The sequence below is a fragment of the Bradyrhizobium sp. Ses1 genome, from assembly GCF_059512365.1.
Genome location: NZ_JCAMOQ010000001.1, coordinates 174,611 through 190,300, shown reverse-complemented (window position 1 = coordinate 190,300; position 15,690 = coordinate 174,611). Strand labels below are relative to the sequence as shown.

General features: G+C 64.2%; 17 protein-coding genes. 6 read left to right on the top strand and 11 right to left on the bottom strand.

What is annotated here, in order from left to right:
* Window positions 1-411 precede the first annotated feature (411 nt).
* Window positions 412-1,056 carry a response regulator transcription factor gene (locus AC5ZG5_RS00880; protein WP_028167930.1) on the bottom strand — a complete coding sequence of 215 codons (645 nt, stop codon included), beginning with the start codon at window positions 1,054-1,056 and terminating at the stop codon, window positions 412-414.
* A gap of 82 nt (window positions 1,057-1,138) precedes the next feature.
* On the opposite strand from AC5ZG5_RS00880, the gene AC5ZG5_RS00875 reads away from it, so the two are divergent.
* On the top strand, window positions 1,139-2,470 hold the full coding sequence (locus AC5ZG5_RS00875; protein WP_456640735.1) for a histidine kinase: 1,332 nt from the start codon (window positions 1,139-1,141) through the stop codon (window positions 2,468-2,470).
* A gap of 24 nt (window positions 2,471-2,494) precedes the next feature.
* Here AC5ZG5_RS00875 and AC5ZG5_RS00870 read toward each other — a convergent pair whose 3' ends face one another.
* From AC5ZG5_RS00870 to coxB, 8 genes are all read right to left on the bottom strand, one after another.
* Window positions 2,495-3,262: an SURF1 family protein gene (locus AC5ZG5_RS00870; protein ID WP_456640734.1), complete on the bottom strand. Its 768-nt coding sequence runs from the start codon at window positions 3,260-3,262 to the stop codon at window positions 2,495-2,497.
* Window positions 3,259-3,648 (bottom strand): DUF983 domain-containing protein, encoded by a 390-nt coding sequence (locus AC5ZG5_RS00865; protein ID WP_130227290.1) that lies wholly within the window; start codon window positions 3,646-3,648, stop codon window positions 3,259-3,261. The genes AC5ZG5_RS00870 and AC5ZG5_RS00865 overlap by 4 nt, the downstream gene beginning before the upstream one ends.
* 74 nt (window positions 3,649-3,722) lie before the next feature.
* Entirely contained in the window at window positions 3,723-4,619 is an 897-nt protein-coding gene (locus AC5ZG5_RS00860; protein ID WP_028167934.1) for a cytochrome c oxidase subunit 3, read from the bottom strand.
* A 49-nt stretch (window positions 4,620-4,668) separates the two neighbouring features.
* Entirely contained in the window at window positions 4,669-5,310 is a 642-nt protein-coding gene (locus AC5ZG5_RS00855; RefSeq protein ID WP_456640733.1) for a cytochrome c oxidase assembly protein, read from the bottom strand.
* 12 nt (window positions 5,311-5,322) lie between these two features.
* Window positions 5,323-5,487 (bottom strand): cytochrome c oxidase system small membrane protein, encoded by a 165-nt coding sequence (locus tag AC5ZG5_RS00850; RefSeq protein ID WP_028167936.1) that lies wholly within the window; start codon window positions 5,485-5,487, stop codon window positions 5,323-5,325.
* A gap of 18 nt (window positions 5,488-5,505) precedes the next feature.
* Window positions 5,506-6,441, bottom strand: coding sequence for a heme o synthase (locus AC5ZG5_RS00845; RefSeq protein WP_456640732.1), 936 nt, complete (start codon window positions 6,439-6,441; stop codon window positions 5,506-5,508).
* Between the two features lie 68 nt (window positions 6,442-6,509).
* Window positions 6,510-8,120 (bottom strand): cytochrome c oxidase subunit I, encoded by a 1,611-nt coding sequence (gene ctaD, locus AC5ZG5_RS00840; RefSeq protein WP_456640731.1) that lies wholly within the window; start codon window positions 8,118-8,120, stop codon window positions 6,510-6,512.
* Between the two features lie 91 nt (window positions 8,121-8,211).
* Complete coding sequence (coxB, locus tag AC5ZG5_RS00835; protein ID WP_130227287.1) at window positions 8,212-9,051, bottom strand: cytochrome c oxidase subunit II; 840 nt, start codon at window positions 9,049-9,051, stop codon at window positions 8,212-8,214.
* Between the two features lie 498 nt (window positions 9,052-9,549).
* Here coxB and AC5ZG5_RS00830 point away from each other — a divergent pair, with 498 nt between their 5' ends.
* The 5 genes from AC5ZG5_RS00830 (at window position 9,550) to AC5ZG5_RS00810 (ending at window position 13,518) form a co-directional block, all read left to right on the top strand.
* The gene (locus AC5ZG5_RS00830) at window positions 9,550-10,086 is read left to right on the top strand and encodes an invasion associated locus B family protein (protein WP_028167940.1); all 537 of its coding nucleotides are present in this window, start codon (window positions 9,550-9,552) and stop codon (window positions 10,084-10,086) included.
* Between the two features lie 103 nt (window positions 10,087-10,189).
* Entirely contained in the window at window positions 10,190-11,617 is a 1,428-nt protein-coding gene (tldD, locus tag AC5ZG5_RS00825) for a metalloprotease TldD (RefSeq protein WP_456640730.1), read from the top strand.
* On the top strand, window positions 11,614-12,384 hold the full coding sequence (gene lepB / locus AC5ZG5_RS00820) for a signal peptidase I (protein WP_130227285.1): 771 nt from the start codon (window positions 11,614-11,616) through the stop codon (window positions 12,382-12,384). The genes tldD and lepB overlap by 4 nt, the downstream gene beginning before the upstream one ends.
* A 120-nt stretch (window positions 12,385-12,504) precedes the next feature.
* Window positions 12,505-12,846 carry an MmcQ/YjbR family DNA-binding protein gene (locus AC5ZG5_RS00815; RefSeq protein ID WP_456640729.1) on the top strand — a complete coding sequence of 114 codons (342 nt, stop codon included), beginning with the start codon at window positions 12,505-12,507 and terminating at the stop codon, window positions 12,844-12,846.
* 102 nt (window positions 12,847-12,948) lie between these two features.
* Window positions 12,949-13,518 (top strand): nucleotidyltransferase family protein, encoded by a 570-nt coding sequence (locus tag AC5ZG5_RS00810; RefSeq protein ID WP_456640728.1) that lies wholly within the window; start codon window positions 12,949-12,951, stop codon window positions 13,516-13,518.
* 6 nt (window positions 13,519-13,524) lie between these two features.
* On the opposite strand, the gene AC5ZG5_RS00805 is transcribed toward AC5ZG5_RS00810, so the two are convergent.
* On the bottom strand, window positions 13,525-14,079 hold the full coding sequence (locus tag AC5ZG5_RS00805; protein WP_028167944.1) for a PAN domain-containing protein: 555 nt from the start codon (window positions 14,077-14,079) through the stop codon (window positions 13,525-13,527).
* Between the two features lie 184 nt (window positions 14,080-14,263).
* Window positions 14,264-15,634, bottom strand: coding sequence for a glutamate--cysteine ligase (locus tag AC5ZG5_RS00800; protein ID WP_456640727.1), 1,371 nt, complete (start codon window positions 15,632-15,634; stop codon window positions 14,264-14,266).
* Window positions 15,635-15,690 lie beyond the last annotated feature (56 nt).

Here is a 15,690-nt window from a genome sequence, read left to right as displayed (position 1 = left end):
GGTTTTCGTGCCAAGGGGAAAGCGCTTCTTGTGCGGCGCTGCCGCAAAGCACGGCAGGCTAGACGGAGGTGCGCCGTCAAGCGCGCTGGGATGCGCTAGTCCATCGCTGGCGCGGTGCGGTTCTTTCTTTCTCGCACCTTTCTACAGTCCCGTGGTGCACGACCGGCAAGACTCGATCGCTCGCCGATCTCTGGCGCGTCGGAACCATTGCCGTTTCTTCCCGTTTATGTCCGCCATTGAGGCCAGCGCAGCAGGGATCAGCGGCGCGGCCGACGCTCCGGCACATTGGATCAGAAGCTCTAGGAATCGCCTGTATCGCCCTGCTGTTCCCGAATTGCCCCGGCAGAAGCGAATGCAAGCGATGGGAACGGTCGCGCCTTCGGGCGCGACCAGTTCCGCAGGCGGTGAGGATCAGCCCAACGCCATTTCGACGGCGATACGGATCAGGTCGGAATGGCTCTTGGCGCCCAGCTTCTGCTTCAGAAGCGAAGTGGTGTTGGCGACGGTCTTGTAGGAGATGTTGAGCGCCGCGGCGACCTCGCCGATCTTGTCGCCCCGGCCAAGCAGCCGCAGGATTTCCAGTTCGCGCGGCGACATCAGCGAGGCCGGATTGGCCTTGATGGCGGCGCCCGAAAAGGTCACGGCTTCGGCAAGGTGCGGCGATATGTAATTGTCCCCTGCCGCGACCTTGCGGACGGCTTTCACGAACACCCTGGGATCGTCGGTCTTTGAAACATAGCCCTGGGCGCCTGCTTCCACCGCGCGGACGACGAAGGCCGGATCGTCGTTCATGCTGAACATGATGATCCTGGCCTCTGGATCCTCCTTGCGGATCCGGCGCATCAACTCGAACCCGGAAACATCCGGGAGGTTGATGTCGATGACGGTAACATCAGGCTTCTTGCTGACATAGGCGCGGTGTCCCGACTTGGCGTCGGTGGCTTCCTCGATCTTCACCGAGCTGTCGGAAGCGAACAGCGACCGGCACCCGGACAAGACTACCGGGTGGTCATCGACAATCAATATTCTTGTGGCCGGTTTCGGCGTATCTTGCATCACTTGCATTCTGTATCCAGAACATAGGTCCCCGGGAACCGGTGAAAAGAAAAAACCACCGGAGCGAATTAGAATTATCCAAATGTGGAAAAAATGTTCGCTCCGAACGCGGTTCTTCCTTCCGCTCGGTATCATGTTCGTGGCGGCGCTCCTGATCGGAGCGGTTTCGCTGCAGCTTTTCGTGCCGGAGCAACTGTCGGACGAGAGCGCACCGGCCGCACGTTCGGCCAGGATGGTTGCCGACGCGCTCAACAGCGCGCTTCGGACCTCGGCCAATCCGCAAGCGACGCTGGATGCCTTTGCGCAGGCGCTCGGCACCTCCGAAGCCATCCGCTTCCAACCCGACGGTGCAAGCCACCCGCCGCCGCGGGTCGAGGTGCAAACCCCGATCGGACGGGTGCCGCGATGGTTCGTGGACCTGCTCACGATACCGGAGGTGGGCGCATCGTTCCCCGTCCGGATCGAAGGCAAGCAGGTCGGTGAGATCATTTTCTCGCCCGACCTGTCGGCCGATATTTTCGAGAAATGGATCGGCTTTGTTGCGATCGCATTCTCCGTGGTTGCGCTGACGCTGCTCACCGGCGCTATCGCTTATTTCACCTCCGGCGCCGTGCTGCGTCCCCTGCAGGATCTCGGCGAAGGCCTCACCCGCATGCGCGGGGGTGATTATAAGCAGCTCATCCCCCCGTCGGGCCCGCCGGAGATCCGCCGAAGCGCCGAGGAAGCCAACGAACTTGCCCGCACGCTGAGCTTACTGAGCCAGGACAATCGAGGTTTGCTGCGCCGGATCGTCTCGCTGCAGGACGACGAGCGGCGCGATATGGCGCGCGAACTGCACGACGAGCTCGGACCGCTGTTGTTCGGCATTCGCGCCAAAGCGGTTGCGCTGCTCGAAGCTCTCCCGCATGGCAACCTGCAACTTGCGGCCTCCGTCGACGGCATCCTGCAATCGGTCGAAGCGCTGCAGCAGGCCAACCGCCGCATCCTCGACCGGCTGCGGCCGCTCTACATCCAGGACTTGGGGCTGGAAAAAAGCATCGAGACCTTACTGCAATATGCGCGCGCGCAAGCGCCCGGGCTCAAGCTCGTCTCGCATATCGACGGCAGGCTGAATGCGATCGAGGGTCTGCTCTCGCAGACCGTCTATCGCGTGATCCAGGAGAGCATCACCAACGTGCTGCGCCATGCCCGAGCCCGCTCGGTCACCGTGGAGGCTTCGATGAAGGCGGCGGAGCTGATCGTGGAGGTATCGGACGACGGCATCGGCCTTTCCAAGGACTCTGTCTTCGGCCGCGGGCTGACCGGGATGCAGGAACGGGCCCGCGCCCTGAGCGGCACGCTCGAGCTGGTGCGCGAGGACGGACGGACCATCGTGCGCTGCCTCCTGCCGGTCGGCGACAGCGCGCTTGGCTGATCGCCGCGCTCGGCGCGGCATGATCTACGCGCGACGTTGGCCGCGAAACCACAATGCGAAGACGATCAACACCGCCACGGCGAGCGTGAACCAGGTGATGGCGTATTGCATGTGGTCGTCCTTGAGATTGACCTTCAGCGGTCCCGGCTTGGGAATGCCGCTGTCGGGCACGGGCGACTCGAGATCGATGTAGAAGGGCGCGACAGCCTTGCCGCCCTCGCCCCAGCCGAGCGCGCTCGCCATCGCGAGATGATTGCGGACGAACCACAGGCGTTTTGCCGGATTTTCCTTCGGCGTCAGCGAGCCGCCCCCCTCGGGAAAGCGGAGATAGCCGCTCAGCTTGACCGGTTCGCCCGTGATCAGCGGCGCGACCGCGCGATCCTCTTGCGCACGATCCTGCATCGTGTTCTGCACAAAGCCGGCATTGATCACGACGATCTCGCCGTCAGGCAGGCGCGCCGGGAGAAACGCCCAGGTGCCGGGACCGGAAATGTCGTCACGGACCGCGGAGCCAGAACTGAATACCATCGCATCCGGCAGCTTCGCATAGGTCGCAGTGAAAGTGACGCGGCGGAATTCGTCGCTCACCGGACGTAGCGCGGCCCATTGCGAAGGCTGCGGCAGCGCTTCGGGCGCCGCTGCCAGGCGCTCGTTGAGGGCCGCGATCAGCGCATGCTTCTCGACCCGGCGCTGCAACTGCCAGATCCCGAGGCCCGTGAACACCACCACCAGGATCAACGTGAAAATGCCGAAGCCAGCGGCGCCGCGCCGTTGCGTGGATGCTGCGGTCATTTCTGCTCGCGCTTGATCAGCCGGCCCTCCGCCGCCTTGTGGTGGAACTGGAGTGCGATCAAAAGCGATTTCATCGAACGCAGCGGCAGCAACGTGACGACGACGATGAGCGGCAGCCAGAGCACCGCATGCACCCAGAACGGCGGCTGGTACTTGACCTCCACAATCAGCGCACAGGCAACGACGATCGCGCCGGCCAGCATGATGATGAAGATCGCCGGCCCATCGCCGGAATCGATGAAGGCATAATCCAGCCCGCAACTCTCGCAGCGCGGAGCCAGCGTGAGGAAGCCCGCATAGAGCTTGCCCTTGCCGCAGCGCGGACAGCGGCAGGCGATGCCGCGGAGGGCGCTCTCGGTGACCGTCGGGGGAGTGTCGGCTGGCATTAAGTCGTTCGATCTCTACTCGCGAAAGCAAAAGGGCGGCCATCTGGCCGCCCCTTGTAGCACGTCACGGCGGGTTAGTGCGCGGCGTGCGCCATGGTTTCGGCGCCGCGGCCCCACACGTAGATGCAGATGAACAGGAACAGCCAGACCACGTCGACGAAGTGCCAGTACCAGGCGGCGAACTCGAAGCCGAGGTGCTGCTTCGGCGTGAAGTGGCCGGCATAGGCGCGGAATAGGCAGACCAGGAGGAAGATGGTGCCGATGATCACGTGGGCGCCATGGAAGCCGGTCGCCATGAAGAACACGGAGCCGTAGACATTGCCGCCGAACGAGAACGTCGCGTGGGCGTACTCATAGGCCTGCACGCAGGTGAAGGCCGCGCCGAGCAGCACGGTGAGGATCAGGCCGTATTTGAGGCCCTGGCGATCGTTTTCCAAGAGCGCATGGTGGGCCCAGGTCACCGTGGTGCCGGAGGTGAGCAGCAAGAGCGTGTTGAGCAGCGGCAGGTGCCAGGGATCGAAGGTCTCGATGCCGTGCGGCGGCCAGGTGCCCGGCACGGCGCAGGCGCCGGCGGCGGTGCCGGCGCCGCAACCGAAAATCGCGTCGCGGGCGGCATGGACCGGATCGGCCGGGAACAGCGCGGCGTTGAAGAACGCCCAGAACCAGGCGACGAAGAACATCACCTCGGAGGCGATGAACAGGATCATGCCGTAGCGGTGATGGAGCTGCACCACGCGGGTGTGGTCGCCCTTGTACTGGGCCTCGCGGATCACATCGCCCCACCAGCTCGCCATGGTGTAGAGCACGCCGATCACGCCGATGCCGAACACGATCGGCGCGCCCGTGAACATGTGATGCATCCAGCCGATGGCGCCGAAGCACATGATGAAGGCCGAGATCGAGCCGACCACCGGCCAGGGGCTCGGATCGACGAGATGGTAATCGTGATGCTTGACGTGCGCCTCAGCCATTGCAGTCTCTCCGTTCGCGTGCCGTCAGGCACGTATTCGTCTCAGAAATTCAAAGATTGCCCTTGCGCTTGTCCTGCTCGCCGGAGGCCACTGGCTTCGGGACCGGATCGCGCACGGAATAGAAAGTGTAGGACAGGGTGATCGATTTCAGGCTGTCGTTCTCGCGGTCGGCGACCAGCGCCGGATCGACATAGAACACGACAGGCATCTCCCGCTTCTCGCCCGGCGCCAGGGTCTGCTCGGTGAAGCAGAAGCAGTTGATCTTCTGGAAATAGGCCCCGACCGTCAGCGGCGCGACATTGTAAGCCGCCTGGGCCGTCGTCGCCCGCGCCGACTGGTTGGTCACCGTGTAGAAGACGGTGACGACCTCGCCGATCCTGACTTCGATCTCGTTCTGCTCAGGCTCGAACTTCCAGGGCAGGCCCGGCGCGACATTGGCATCGAAGCGAACCTCGATTTTGCGAGCGAGCGGCCCCTCCGCCGGCGCAGAGGTCGCAACCTGGGTGGTGCCGTTGAAGCCGGTGGCGCGGCAGAACCAGTTGTAAAAGGGCACCGCCGCATAGGACGCGCCGACCATCAGCACGACGACGAAGCCGCAGATCGAGGCAACCACCGCGTCACGCGTCAGCGTGCGGCGGGACGCCTTTTGGCTCGTGCCGGACTGCTTGGGCGTGGTCGTCTCTTGCGCCATCTCGATCACATCTCAGATCGGCCGCACCAGGACGGCCGGGCCCTTGACCAGGGTGACCGCGAAGAACAGCACGACCAGGACACCGAGCGCGAGCGCAATGGCGATCGAGCGCTGGCGGCGGCTCCTGAGCTGCGCCTCGGTAAGGACAATTCCTTCTTGCTCGCGTTTGTCATCCATTGCGTGTTCATGCGCTCCCTACCCGACCCATGATGCAACGGTGCGGAAGGCAACCTCGATCAGCAAGGTCGCAAACAGCGCGAACAAATAGAAAATGGAGAACGCAAACAATTTGCGGCAGGCGCGATTGGCTTCCTTGCCCTCACGGCGGCGATAGACCTCGACCGCGAGCCACAGCATGCCCGACCCGAGCAGGAGCGAGGCCACGCCATAGACCGCATCGAAATAGCCGAGCGGCCACGGCGCCACCGCGATCGCGACAAGCACGATCGTGTAAAGCAGGATCTGCAGCCGGGTCGCGTCGGGACCGGCGACCACGGGCAGCATCGGCACGCCGGCGCGGGCGTAGTCGTCGCTGCGGAACAGCGCCAGGGCCCAGAAATGCGGCGGGGTCCAGAAGAAGATGATCAGGAACAACAGCACGGGCTCGATCGACAACGAGCCGGTTGCCGCCGCCCAGGCCACCACCGGCGGCAGCGCGCCAGCGGCGCCGCCGATCACGATGTTCTGCGCAGTCCAGCGCTTCAGCCAGATCGTGTAGATCACGACATAGAAGAAGATCGTGAAGGCCAGCAGCGCGCCCGCGACCCAGTTGACGAGGATGCCGAGCGTCATCACCGAGAAGAACGCCAGCGTCAGGCCGAAGGCGGTGGCTTCTCCACTTGTGATGCGGCCGCGTGGGATCGGCCGGTTGGCAGTGCGCGTCATCAACGCGTCGATATCGCCTTCATAGGCCATGTTCAGCGCGCCGGAGGCGCCGGCGCCGACCGCGATGCAGAGGATCGAGGTGAAGGCCAGCACCGGATGGACGTGACCAGGCGCGATCATCAGGCCGACCAGCGCGGTGAAGATCACGAGCGACATCACCCGCGGCTTCAGAAGCGCGATGTAGTCGCCGACCTCGGCCTCGGAGATCCGCGGCAACTCGATGGCATTGTGATCGACAACCGACACGATGGTCTCGTTCCCCTAAAATCAAGCAGAGAGCGTGACGCGCCCCTAAGGGCGCATCACTGTTTCCTTTACTGCACGCGCGGCAGCACTTCGAACTGGTGGAAGGGCGGCGGCGAGGACAGCGTCCATTCCAGCGTGGTGGCGCCGGCGCCCCACGGGTTGGCGGCCGCCTGCTCCTTGCGGACGAAGGCGTCGATCACGCCGTAGATGAAGATCAGCACGCCGAAGCCGGAGATGTAGGAGCCGACCGAGGAGACCAGGTTCCAGCCGGCGAACGCGTCCGGATAGTCGACATAGCGGCGCGGCATGCCCGACAGACCGAGGAAGTGCTGCGGGAAGAACACCAGGTTCACGCCGATGAAGGTGAACCAGAAGTGCAGCTTGCCGATGGTCTCGCTGTACATGTAGCCGAACATCTTCGGGAACCAGTAGTACCAGCCAGCGAAGATGCCGAACACGGCGCCCAGCGACAGCACGTAGTGGAAGTGGGCCACCACGTAGTAGGTGTCCTGCAGCACGCGGTCGACGCCGGCATTCGCCAGCACGACGCCGGTGACACCGCCGACCGTGAACAGGAAGATAAAGCCGATCGCCCAGATCATCGGCACCTTGAACTCGATCGAGCCGCCCCACATCGTGGCGATCCAGGAGAAGATCTTCACGCCAGTCGGGACCGCGATCACCATGGTGGCGGCGACGAAGTAGGCCTGCGTCGCAGACGACATGCCGACCGTGTACATGTGGTGCGCCCACACCACGAAGCCGATGCCGCCGATCGCGACCATCGCGTAGGCCATGCCGAGATAGCCGAACACCGGTTTGCGCGAGAAAGTCGAGACGATCTGGCTGATCATGCCGAAGGCCGGCAGGATCAGGATGTACACTTCAGGATGGCCGAAGAACCAGAACAGGTGCTGGAACAGCACCGGGTCGCCGCCGGCATCGGGCGCGAAGAAGGCGGTGCCGAAGTTACGGTCGGTGAGCAGCATGGTGATGGCGCCGGCGAGCACCGGCAGCGACAGCAAGAGCAGGAACACCGTCACCAGGATCGACCACACGAACAGCGGCATCTTGTGCAGCGTCATGCCCGGTGCGCGCATGTTGAAGATCGTGGTGATGAAGTTGATCGCGCCCAGGATCGAGGAGGCACCGGCGAGGTGCAGCGACAGGATCGCAAAGTCGACCGCCGGCCCCGGATGGCCCGAGGTCGACAGCGGCGCGTACATGGTCCAGCCGGCGCCGACGCCGTTGGCGCCCGGCTCGCCCTCGACGAAGGTCGAGATCAGGAGCAGCGCGAAAGAGGCCGGCAACAGCCAGAACGAGATGTTGTTCATGCGCGGGAACGCCATGTCGGGCGCGCCGATCATCAGCGGCACGAACCAGTTGCCGAACCCGCCGATCATCGCCGGCATGACCATGAAGAAGATCATGATCAGGCCGTGCGAGGTCACGAACACGTTGTAGGTATGGGACTCGTGGAAGATCTGCACGCCCGGATACATCAGCTCGGCGCGGATCGCGATCGACATCGCAGCCCCGATGATGCCCGCAATGACCGCGAAGATAAGGTACATCGTGCCGATGTCCTTATGGTTCGTGGAGTAGAGATAGCGGCGCCATCCGGTCGGATGGCCGTGACCATCATGGGCGTGATCGTGTGTCGCTGCGCCTGTTGCCATGTCCTAGATCCTTAAGCCAATTCCCTTTTGGACCTTTGCGGTCCCATCGCCCTTATTCTTCCGATGCGCGCCCGCCCCCGGGCTTGCAGCCTTACCGCGACGCCTGACCAATCGAGGCGTATGAATTCGCCGGGCTGCTGGCAAATTTCTTCTTCGCGGCGTCCACCCAACTCGCGAATTCCTGATCCTCCACGACCCGCACCGCGATCGGCATGAACGCATGATCCTTGCCGCACAGCTCGGAGCACTGGCCGTAATACATGCCGGTCTTGGTGGCCTTGAACCAGGTCTCGTTGAGACGGCCCGGGATCGAGTCGATCTTGATGCCGAAGGCCGGCACCGCAAACGAGTGGATAACGTCCGCGCCGGTGGTCTGGATCCGGATCACCTTGTTGACCGGCACCACCATCTCATTGTCGACGCCGAGCAGCCGCGGCTGCTTGTCCTGGGCAAGCAGCGAGTCGAACTCGAACTTGCCGTTATCCGGGTAGGCGTAGGACCAATACCACTGCTTGCCGGTGACCTTGATGGTCAGGTCGGACTTCGGCACGTCGAGCTGCAGGAACAGGAGGCGGAACGACGGCACCGCAATGCCGACCAAGATCAGCACCGGAACCAGCGTCCAGGCCACCTCGATCAGCGTGTTGTGGGTGGTCCTGGAGGGGACCGGATTCGCGCGCGCGTTGAACTTCATCACCACCATGACGAGCAGCGCCAGCACGAACAGCGTGATCACAGTGATGACCACCAGCAGGAAGTTATGAAACCAGACGATGTTCTCCATCACCGGGGAGGCCGCCTGCTGCAGGGTGACTTCCCAGGGCGCCGGCTGCCCCAATTCGGCGAATGCCGTCCCGCCGGCCGCGAGCGCCATGCCCGCTACCGCACCCCCCAGCAACCGCCGGCCCATCAGGCCCATCGACATCCTCATGCCGCTCGCGCTCCCTATGATTTATCCCCTTAGCACCCCCGCCACACGGCGTGGATGCAGCACGATCCGCCCTCACAAACGGCCTGCCGGACGCACTTTCGGAAAGTACAGGGGCCAGATCGTTAGAACGCGTCGAAATCTAGCCTCTCAAACCATAATTCGCAGGCGCTCGCAATGCAGTAGTAGGGCCCCAGGCCATGCGCGATCGGCTATTCCCGTGATGTGACATTTTCTCGATAAATCAGGCGATAGCGCCACTTCCGCGGGCAACGCCGCTTGACAGGGCGATTGCTGGATGTACCCACAGGCTGGGCGCTCCGCAGGAACCTGATTCGCGCGAAGCGTCCCCACCGCGGCGCGAGATTTGCTTGGGGATCGCCTTCAAGGCGCCGTCATTGCGGTATCAGTCGTTTGCGTGCCGCCGGCAGCCGGGCAATGCACCCGACCTTGGCCGGGGAAACCAAGCCGGCATGGCCGGCCATCAAAGGATCGACCCGGATGGGCGCTTTGAAACATCACAGCGGACGTAGCTGGAGTGCCGCCAACTGGCTGGGCGGCCTGCTGGCGCTCGTGTTCATGTTGGGCCTGCTGCAAGCGGCCCACGCCCAGGGGGCGGTCCGCTCGGTCCATGGCGATTGGCAGATCCGCTGCGACACCCCGCCGGGCGCCCAGAGCGAGCAATGCGCGCTGATTCAGAGCGTGGTCGCCGAGGACCGTTCCAATGCCGGCCTCACCGTGATCGTGCTGAAGACCGCCGACCAGAAAAGCCGCCTGATGCGCGTGGTCGCGCCGCTCGGCGTCCTGCTTCCCTCCGGGCTCGGGTTGAAGCTCGACAACCAGGACGTCGGCCGCGCCGGTTTCGTCCGCTGCCTGCCCAACGGCTGCGTCGCCGAAGTTGTGATGGACGACAAGCTGCTCGGCCAGCTCAGGGGCGCCAAGACCGCGACGTTCATCATCTTCGAGACCCCCGAAGAGGGCATCGGCTTTCCGCTCAGCTTGAACGGGCTGGCAGAGGGGTATGACAAGTTGCCGTGAGGCGACCTCTCCCGAATTGCTGCAACAGCGCCTATCTTGAACGATGATGTCCCGGCCAAGCCAAACATGAACGGGATGTAATTGCGTTGAATTCGGAGTCGTCATGACCAGTCCCGCCACAACCTCCCTGCTCGACCGCGCCAATCTCGACCGCGATGCCGTGCGCCGCGAGGTCGCGCGCGGGCTCCAGGGGGCGGACGACGGCGAATTGTTCCTGGAATTCGGACAGACCGAGGCCCTGGTGTTCGACAACGGGCGCTTGAAGCAGGCGACCTATGACACCAGCCAGGGGTTCGGCCTGCGCGCGGTGAAGGACGACGCGGTCGGGTACGCGCATTCCTCCGACGTCTCGCTGCCGGCGCTGATTCGCGCCGCCGATGCGGTGCATGCGGTGCGCGGTGGCTATTCCGGCAGCTTCGCCGCGGCGCCCGCGCACACGAATGTGAAGCTTTACGGCGACGAGAACCCGCTGGATGCGCCCGGCTTCGAGGCCAAGGTCAAGCTGCTCGGTGAGATCGACGCCTATATCCGCGACAAGGACCCGCGGGTGCGGCAGGTTTCGGCCAGCCTGACTGCGACCTGGCAGGTGGTGGAAATCGTCCGGCCGGACGGCGAGAGCTATCGCGACATCCGGCCGCTGGTGCGGGTCAACATTTCCGTCGTTGCGGGTCAGGGCGACCGGCAGGAGAGCGGCAGCAAGGGTTATGGCGGCCGCGAGGGTTACGCCCGTTTCATCGAGACCAAAGCCTGGCGCGACGCCGCCGACGGCGCGCTGCGCGAGGCGCTGGTCAACCTGGAATCGGTGCCGGCGCCGGCCGGCGAGATGGACGTGGTGCTGGGCGCCGGCTGGCCCGGCGTGATGCTGCATGAAGCCGTCGGCCACGGGCTCGAGGGCGATTTCAACCGCAAGAAGACTTCGGCCTTCGCGGGCCTGATGGGCCAGCAGGTCGCCGCCAAGGGCGTCACCGTGGTCGACGACGGCACCATGGCCTCGCGCCGCGGCTCGCTCTCGATCGACGACGAGGGCACGCCGACCAACCGCACCGTGCTGATCGAGGACGGCGTTCTGGTCGGCTACATGCAGGACCGCCAGAACGCGCGGCTCATGAACATGAAGCCGACCGGCAATGGCCGGCGACAGAGCTATGCCCACGTGCCGATGCCGCGCATGACCAATACCTACATGCTGGCTGGCAACAGCGATCCCGCGGAGATCCTCGCCTCGGTGAAGAACGGCATCTATGCCGCCAATTTCGGCGGCGGTCAGGTCGACATCACCTCGGGCAAATATGTGTTCCAGTGCACCGAGGCCTACAAGATCGAGAACGGCAAGCTGGGAGCGCCGCTGAAGGGCGCGATGCTGATCGGCAACGGCCCGACCGACCTCAACCGCATCACCATGATCGGCAACGATCTCGCGCTCGACACCGGCATCGGCACTTGCGGCAAGAACGGCCAGGGCGTGCCCGTGGGGGTCGGCCAGCCGACGCTGCGCATGGAGCGGATCACCGTAGGAGGAACCGGCGAGTGAGCAACAACGAAGTGGCGGTCAGCAAGCCGACAAGCTGGCGTTCGCAAGCAGCGCAACTCGCGGCGATCGTCGCTGTCGTGTTCCTCGCCAAGGGCGCGATCGCCGAGCCGTTCTACGTGCCGTCAGGCTCGATGGAGCCGACGCTTCTGATCGGCGATGCGCTGGTCGCGTCGAAATACCCTTACGGTTACGGGACAGCCTCGCTGCCGATCCAGATCACGCTGCCGGAGTCGAGCGGCCGGCTGTTCGGCGAGCCGCCGCAGCGCGGCGACGTCGTGGTGTTCCGCTGGCCCGGCGACCGCTCTCAGGCGTGGGTCAAGCGCGTGGTCGGCCTGCCCGGCGATCGCATCCAGATGCGGCAGGGCCAGCTCTTCATCAACGACCATCCCGCGACGTTGAAGCCCGACGGCATCGGCGAAGCCGAGGACGACCGCGGCCACACCGAGACCGCCTATCGCTATATCGAGACGCTGCCGAACGGCGTCAGCCACGCGATCTTCAAGATGCGCGACAATGGCCGCCTCGACAACACGCCTGAGGTCACCGTGCCGCCGGGAGAACTGTTCGTGCTTGGCGACAACAGGGACAATTCCGCCGACAGCCGTGTCTCCGTGCGCGACGGCGGCGTCGGACTGCTGCCGGTCAACAATCTGATCGGCCGCGCCGACGCAGTGGTCGGCTCATGGGACATGGGCATGCGCAGCCAGCCGGTCTGGACCTGGCCGTCAGGCTTTCGGTTCGCGCGGTTCTTTACCTCGGTGCACTGAAACCTGCTTCCGTCATGGCCGGGCTTGACCCGGCCATCCACGACTTTCTTGCTGTCCGACCGTTGAGGCGTGGATGCCCGGGAGAAGCCCGGGCATGACGACCGAGAGAGTGACGGAGAAATGACCTTCGACGACGTCAGGAAAATCGCGCTGGCGTGGCCGGAGGTCGAGGACGGCACCTCCTACGGCACGCCGGCATTGAAAGTGCGCAACAAGATGCTCGTGCGCCTGAAGGAAGACGGCGACAGCCTGGTCATGCCTGCCGTGCCGCAGGACGAGCGTGACATGCTCATCGAGAGCCGGCCGAAGATATTCTACTTCACCGATCATTATCGCGACTATCCGATCGTGCTGATCCGACTGTCGAAGGCGAGCCGCAGCATCGTCGAGCCGCTGTTGCGCCGCCACTGGCGCACGCTGGCATCGAAGGCTGCGGTGAAAGCTCACGATGTTAATTCGTAGGGTAGGGCAAAGCGACGCGTGCCCACCATCCCGAGCAGAGTGCTGGTGGTGGGCACGCGTCGCGTTGCCCACCCTACGGGACTACCCATCCTACGGAGCCTCATGAATCGAGACGAATTCCTCGCGACGGCGCTGCGCAATCCCGCCAATGCCGCCATCGCCGATGAGCTGCTGCGGCTGGCACTGCCCGACGCGTGGCTCGTGGCGGGGTGCCTGGCGCAGACGGTCTGGAACGTCAGGACGCATCGTGCGGTCGACTACGGCATCAGCGACTACGACATTTTCTATTTCGATCTCGATACATCCTGGCAAGCCGAGGACCGGATCATCAAACGCGTGCATGATGCGGTTCGGCACCTCGGCGTCGCCGTCGAAGTGCGCAACCAGGCGCGCGTCCATCTCTGGTATCCCGAAAAGCACGGCCTGCCCTACCCGCCATTGACACGCTCGACCGATGGCATCGACCGGTTTCTTACCAAGAACACCCAGATCGGAATCCGCCGCACGGCGGAAGGCTATGAGGTCTATGCGCCGCACGGATTCGATGACGCCGCCAACATGATCGTGCGGCCGAACCCGGGAGCGAATTTTTCGGCGGCGAATTACGAGAAGAAGGCGGCGAGGTGGAAGGCGCTGTGGCCGGAGATCAGGGTATTGCCGGCAAACCATTGACAAGAATTACCGCACCACGCCCGAGGTGAATCCGGCCTTGCGTCGCGGCGGCTTAATGTCCTTCTTCAGGAAGCAGTGCGGCTCGCGGCCGGCATAGCCGGGGCGCGCAAAGGTCCAGGCGCGACACTTGTTGTCGGCGGCGCAGGCGGCCTTGCAGATCTCGTCGCCCTCGCCTGCTTTCAGGTCGAAGCTCTTGTAGTCGCCGCCGAAACGATCGATCGAGGTCTCGACCGTGCCGTTGCGCGGCTCGACGACGCCGGCGCCGCGCACGCCGGCGACGCAGCAATTATTCTGCGCGCGCTGCGGCACGCTGTTCTTGAGCCAGCACACCGCGCCAGTGGTGATGTCGGTCGGATAGTTGAAGCTCCAGGCCCGGCAGCGGCGATCGCGCTCGCACAACAGCGCGCAATCGGCCGGGTCGCCCGAGGCAACGGGCGAACTGAGGTAATCTCCGCCGGGGCGATCGAAGTTGACCTGCGCCTGCGCCGGCCGCGACGTCGCTACGGCCGCCAACAAGGCGAACGTCACCACACTCGCCCAGAAGAGGCGGCCAATTCTCATATCCAACGCTTTCGACTGTCCCCCGCGCTCACCGCGGGTGGTCATTTGAGCGCCGCCAACCTGTACGCTGGATGAACGGCTCAAAAATGCGGCAAGCTGGCACACCAGTTGCTGTGACTGCCGGCCTGCGTGTGGCGTGAACGCCACGCAGGCAAAGAACATGCATCAAAACAAGCGGATAGGGTTAGAACGCGCATTCATCATAGGCCGGCTCGACGGAGCCGTTCCAGGCGCCGTTGAACTTGTCCAGCAGCTCTTCCGCCGGCGTCCGGCCACAATCGATGATCCGCTCCAGCGGCTTGAGATAGCGGCTCTCGTCGCGGCCGATCTGGTCGATGCGGTTACGCCGCCGCAAACCGGCATGTGACAGTTTGAGACACTCTTTAGCGATCTCGAACAGATAGCGGTCCTTGATCCGCGCCTTGAAGCCGAAGCGCGGCACGTCGTCGCGCAGCGCCTGCCGCTCCCGCGCGGTCCAGTTCCGCACCAGATCCCAGGCCGCATCCAGCGTGTCGTTGTCATAGAGCAGCCCGACCCAGAATGCCGGCAATGCCGGCAGCCGCCCCCATGGCGCGCCATCGGCGCCGCGCATTTCCAGATAGCGCTTGAGCCGCACCTCCGGAAAGATCGTCGAGAGATGATTGGCCCAGTCCGACAGGGTTGGACGCTCGCCGGGCAATGCAGGATTCTTGCCCTCGAAGAAATCGCGGAACGAGGTGCCGGAGACGTCAAGATAGTCGTCGCCGCGCTTGACGAAATACATCGGCACGTCGAGGGCATAATCGACCCAGCGCTCGAACCCCATGCCGTCCTCGAACGCCCATGGCAGCATGCCCGAGCGCGCATTGTCGGTGTCGCGCCAGATCTCGGACCGGAACGACAGGAAGCCGTTCGGCTTGCCTTCCGTGAACGGCGAGTTGGCGAACAGCGCGGTCGCGATCGGCTGCAAGGCAAGCGATACGCGCAGCTTCTTCACCATGTCCGCTTCAGAGGAGAAGTCGAGATTGGTCTGCACCGTGCAGGTGCGGTACATCATGTCGATGCCGTATTTGCCGACCTTCGGCATGTAGCCGGTCATGATCTTGTAGCGGCCCTTGGGCATCACCGGGATCTCTGCCCGAGACCAGGACGGCGTCATGCCGAGGCCGAGAAAGCCGATACCGAGCGGCGTTGCGATCTCGCGCACCTGCGCCAGATGCGCCATCAATTCGCTCTGGGTCTGATGCACGGTCTCGACCGGCGCGCCCGACAATTCGAATTGGCCGCCCGGCTCGAGCGAGATCGCGCCGCCCCCGGTGACGTCGTAGAGGCCGATGATGTTGCCGTTCTCCACGATCGGCTCCCAGCCGAGCAGGAGCTTCATGCCGTCGAGCAAGGCGCCGATGCCGCGCGCCCCTTCGTACGGCACGGGCTGATGGCCCTGCAGCGTGAACGGCGTCTTCTCATGCTCGGTCCCGATCCGGAAATCGGCAGGATCCTTCACGCCCGCCTCGATCCACGCGACCAGTTCGTCGCGCGATTGGAGTGGCGTCATATCGATCTGGTCACGCGCCATACGAATTCCGATACTGAAGCGCTTCGATCGAATGCGCGCGGTGGCAGGGGCATCCA

Excerpts from the sequence above, each read along its gene's own strand:
- tldD (WP_456640730.1), top strand. The coding sequence starts at position 10,190 with ATGACCAGTCCCGCCACAACCTCCCTGCTCGACCGCGCCAATCTCGAC.
- AC5ZG5_RS00805 (WP_028167944.1), bottom strand. The coding sequence starts at position 14,079 with ATGAGAATTGGCCGCCTCTTCTGGGCGAGTGTGGTGACGTTCGCCTTG.
- AC5ZG5_RS00815 (WP_456640729.1), top strand. The coding sequence starts at position 12,505 with ATGACCTTCGACGACGTCAGGAAAATCGCGCTGGCGTGGCCGGAGGTC.
- AC5ZG5_RS00850 (WP_028167936.1), bottom strand. The coding sequence starts at position 5,487 with ATGGATGACAAACGCGAGCAAGAAGGAATTGTCCTTACCGAGGCGCAG.
- AC5ZG5_RS00860 (WP_028167934.1), bottom strand. The coding sequence starts at position 4,619 with ATGGCTGAGGCGCACGTCAAGCATCACGATTACCATCTCGTCGATCCG.
- ctaD (WP_456640731.1), bottom strand. The coding sequence starts at position 8,120 with ATGGCAACAGGCGCAGCGACACACGATCACGCCCATGATGGTCACGGC.
- AC5ZG5_RS00800 (WP_456640727.1), bottom strand. The coding sequence starts at position 15,634 with ATGGCGCGTGACCAGATCGATATGACGCCACTCCAATCGCGCGACGAA.
- AC5ZG5_RS00865 (WP_130227290.1), bottom strand. The coding sequence starts at position 3,648 with ATGCCAGCCGACACTCCCCCGACGGTCACCGAGAGCGCCCTCCGCGGC.
- AC5ZG5_RS00875 (WP_456640735.1), top strand. The coding sequence starts at position 1,139 with ATGTGGAAAAAATGTTCGCTCCGAACGCGGTTCTTCCTTCCGCTCGGT.
- AC5ZG5_RS00810 (WP_456640728.1), top strand. The coding sequence starts at position 12,949 with ATGAATCGAGACGAATTCCTCGCGACGGCGCTGCGCAATCCCGCCAAT.
- AC5ZG5_RS00830 (WP_028167940.1), top strand. The coding sequence starts at position 9,550 with ATGGGCGCTTTGAAACATCACAGCGGACGTAGCTGGAGTGCCGCCAAC.
- coxB (WP_130227287.1), bottom strand. The coding sequence starts at position 9,051 with ATGAGGATGTCGATGGGCCTGATGGGCCGGCGGTTGCTGGGGGGTGCG.
- AC5ZG5_RS00870 (WP_456640734.1), bottom strand. The coding sequence starts at position 3,262 with ATGACCGCAGCATCCACGCAACGGCGCGGCGCCGCTGGCTTCGGCATT.
- AC5ZG5_RS00855 (WP_456640733.1), bottom strand. The coding sequence starts at position 5,310 with ATGGCGCAAGAGACGACCACGCCCAAGCAGTCCGGCACGAGCCAAAAG.
- AC5ZG5_RS00880 (WP_028167930.1), bottom strand. The coding sequence starts at position 1,056 with ATGCAAGATACGCCGAAACCGGCCACAAGAATATTGATTGTCGATGAC.